Below are 3780 nucleotides of genomic sequence, written 5' to 3'. Positions count from 1 at the left end.
TTTGAGTAGAAACGATTCCGGCCATTATCAGCAATAAGGTAACCACTGGAATCTCAAAAGTCAGTCCAAACACCATAAATAGCTTGAGGGCAAAGCTCAGATAACTGTCAATATCGGTCATTGGTATAACGTTCTGCGGAGCGAACATAATAAAAAATTTCAATACCCCTTTGAGTACGACAAAGTAGGAAAAAGCAACACCAGCATAAAATAGAAATATCGAAGATAGCAGTACAGGAATGGCAATTTTCTTCTCTTTTTTATATAAGCCGGAAGCTACAAATGACCAAATTTGATACAGGATATAAGGCATTGCTAAAAATGCGGCGACGAATATCGTTAAGCGAATGGGTGCCATAAAGTTTGACGTTATATCAGTGGCAATCATGGTCGAATTGATGGGTAACTGCGCCACTAATGGGTCTGATAAAAGATTATAAAGCTCGCGTGAAAATCCCACCAATACTAAGAATATAATTAAGACGACCACGCATATTCTTATTAAGTGCGTACGCAGCTCGATTAAATGTCCGGTAATAGGCATATCGCCAAGCGTACCTAACGTATCTCCAGACTCACTATTCTGTGTTGTATCTGTTGGCGCCTCAAACTCTATATCTGTTATTTTTTCTTGTCGACTTTTTTGCCGTTTAAATAGGCTCACTGATCCGCCTCCTGTTTAATGAACGAGGAGGTAGTATTCTGTTGATGGTCTTTATCATAAGGGGTGATTGACTGATGTGAAGCGTCTAGGCTTTGGTTCTGTGACTGCTCAAACTTTTGCATACTGCCACGCATTTCTGCTAATTCGCGCTTCATATCCGACTCGGTCTGACGGATTTTCGCAAGTTCATTTTGCATTTGTTGACGTGTTTCAGCTAGATCAAGCTCAGCTTCTATTTCAGATTGTAGAGTGGATACTGTACGGCGCAGTTTGGCATACCATTGCCCAGCGGTACGTGCGGCTTGCGGCAGTTTTTCTGGGCCCAATACGATTAAAGCAATGACGCCAAACAAGAGTAATTCGGAAAACCCAATATCAAACATAACAGTCACATATATTAATAGACTACTTAGTGCCGCTATTTATAAGCGGCGCGCTTCATACTTTAGGCTGGTCATCAGTGGAAATAGGGCTGATTTCCATATCATCAGCCTGATTACCTACACGCGTATTTAAATCATTACTTGCAGCTGGCGTACTATTTTCATGGCTAAGCACATGATTTTTGCGAGCATTCTCGGGTTCTTCATCTTTGACCGCTTCTTTAAAACCCTTCACCGCACCGCCTAAATCTTTACCTGCATTTTTAAGCTTGGCAGTACCAAATACGACCACCACTACGACCAATAAAATCAGCCAATGTGTAATAGAAAAGCTGCCCATAACGGTATCCTTATATTTTGTGATCTTGTTTAGACCAGTATGTGTCAGTGTGCTTTAGAACACTTTTTACCGTACCAGAATTATAGTTTCAAACGGCGCAATCGCAGCGCGTTAGCAATCACCGAGAATGACGACAAGCTCATCGCTGCCGCTGCTATCATCGGACTGAGCAGAAGCCCAAATATGGGATAGAGCACACCTGCGGCAATAGGAACACCAAGTGCATTGTAGATAAAGGCAAAAAACAGATTCTGTCTGATATTGCGCATGGTGGCGTGGCTAAGCTTATAAGCTTTGGCAATGCCCATTAAATCACCTTTTAGCAGGGTAATGCCCGCACTCTCCATCGCCACATCGGTACCGGTTCCCATAGCGATACCAACATTAGCTTGCGCTAGCGCTGGTGCGTCGTTGATACCATCACCCGCCATAGCGACCAATTTACCGCTGTCTTGCATTTCTTTGACGATACGGTTTTTATCCTCTGGTGAGACATCCGCATGAACTTCATCAATACCTAGTTTATTGGCGACTGCCTGAGCAGTTTTTTCGTTGTCACCGGTTAGCATCACAACTTTTAAACCTGCGTCATGAAGCAGTGAAATAGCCTCTTTAGTGCTTGGTTTAATAGGGTCAGCAACTGAAATAATACCAGCAGCTTTACCGTCTATAGCCACAAACATTACCGTTTCACCGTCTTTTCTACGGACATCAGCTTTAGTGGACAGCTCATTATCAAAACTATTTAGGCTTTCCATAAGCTTAGAGTTACCAATAGCGACTTTCTTACCATCGACCACGGCTTGTACGCCTTCGCCAGTAGTCGAATTAAAGTCAGTAGCTTTAGGAATAATGAGTGATCTTTCTTGAGCTGCTCTAACGATAGCTTCTGCTAAAGGATGCTCGCTAGCGCTTTCTACTGAGGCTACCAATGCGAGGAACTCGTCTTCATCTTGACCTACCTGCGCATCAATTGCGGTAAGCTCGGGCTTACCAGCGGTCAGTGTTCCGGTCTTGTCGACGACAATGGTATCGACTTTTTCCATACTCTCTAACGCTTCAGCATTTTTGATGAGGACGCCGTTTTGCGCGCCTTTGCCGGTACCAACCATAATGGACATCGGCGTCGCTAGACCAAGGGCACAAGGACAAGCAATAATCAGTACCGCAATCGCGTTAACCAAGGCATAGGCCATAGCGGGCTCAGGGCCGAATATCGCCCAGACAATAAAGGTTATGATAGAGCTGACAATAACAATAGGTACGAACCAACCCGCCACTTGATCTACCAAGCGCTGGATAGGCGCGCGGCTACGCTGGGCTTCAGCAACCATTTGTACAATTTTAGATAATACTGAATCTGCTCCAACATTGACCGCTTCGACTAATAGCGTTCCGGTGCCATTTACCGTACCACCAGTCACTGTATCTCCTGCTACTTTTGATACAGGGATTGGCTCACCCGTCACCATTGATTCATCAACACTACTATTACCATCGATCACTGTACCATCTACGGGTAGTTTCTCACCTGGTTTAACCCGTAGCTTATCGCCAGTGACGACCTCATCAAGCGAGACTTCGACTTCTTCACCGTTTTCATCGACACGTCTTGCGGTTGGTGGTGCGAGCTCAAGCAAAGCTCTAATCGCACCTGAAGTTTGGCTTCTGGCTTTGAGCTCTAATACTTGACCCAGTAGCACCAAGGTTACAATGACAGCTGCTGCTTCATAGTAGACTCCGACTTGACCAGAGGCATCTCTGAAACTGTCTGGGAAAATATCGGGAAAAAAGGTCGCGACAATACTAAAAATATAAGCAGCGCCTACGCCTATCGCAATCAAAGTAAACATATTTAGATTGCGGCTTTTTATAGACTGCCAGCCACGAACGAAAAACGGGGCGGCGCCCCAAAGCACTACAGGGGTCGCGAGCACTAACTCAGCCCATTGTAAAACCTGTGAAGGTATACCATACTGACTAAAGTCAACTCCAAACATACCGCTCATCACATATATTAATAGCGGTACAGTCAACACGGTACATATCCAAAAACGACGAGTCATGTCGTCAAGCTCTGAGGTGTCCTCTTCACCGATAGTAAGCGTTTCGGGCTCAAGCGCCATACCACATATCGGACAACCGCTATTTCTAACGTCTCTCACTTCAGGATGCATAGGACAGGTATATACCGTGCCATCGTAATCAGCAGGTACTTTATCGTATTTACCGCCTTTAACAGATTTTACTCCGCTACTATCAGTATCCTTTCCATGACAGCTAGCGTGACTATCATCTTTAGCAACTTCGTCTTCAGGTTTAAGAAACATGCCACATATTGGGCAGTCACTTTTTTCAACATCTCTTACTTCTGGATGCATAGGACAAATATA

At 44.5% G+C, this 3780-nt stretch carries 4 protein-coding genes; all 4 read right to left on the bottom strand.

Annotated elements, in window-relative coordinates:
• Positions 1–664, bottom strand: a 664-nt coding sequence (gene tatC, locus CXF58_RS00975; protein ID WP_102076299.1) for a twin-arginine translocase subunit TatC, incomplete at its 3' end; no start/stop codon positions are given.
• Entirely contained in the window at positions 661–1047 is a 387-nt protein-coding gene (gene tatB, locus CXF58_RS00970) for a Sec-independent protein translocase protein TatB (RefSeq protein ID WP_036599454.1), read from the bottom strand. The genes tatC and tatB, both read right to left, overlap by 4 nt.
• 55 nt (positions 1048–1102) lie before the next feature.
• Positions 1103–1387: a Sec-independent protein translocase subunit TatA gene (gene tatA, locus CXF58_RS00965; RefSeq protein ID WP_011959992.1), complete on the bottom strand. Its 285-nt coding sequence runs from the start codon at positions 1385–1387 to the stop codon at positions 1103–1105.
• 80 nt (positions 1388–1467) lie between these two features.
• The coding region (locus tag CXF58_RS00960; protein WP_102076298.1) for a copper-transporting P-type ATPase at positions 1468–3780 on the bottom strand (2313 nt) is incomplete at its 5' end.

It is taken from the genome of Psychrobacter sp. Sarcosine-02u-2, assembly GCF_002836335.1.
GTDB classification, from domain to species: domain Bacteria; phylum Pseudomonadota; class Gammaproteobacteria; order Pseudomonadales; family Moraxellaceae; genus Psychrobacter; species Psychrobacter faecalis.
The sequence above is the reverse complement of the archived record's forward strand: the minus strand, read 5'-3'. Positions and strand labels throughout refer to the sequence as shown.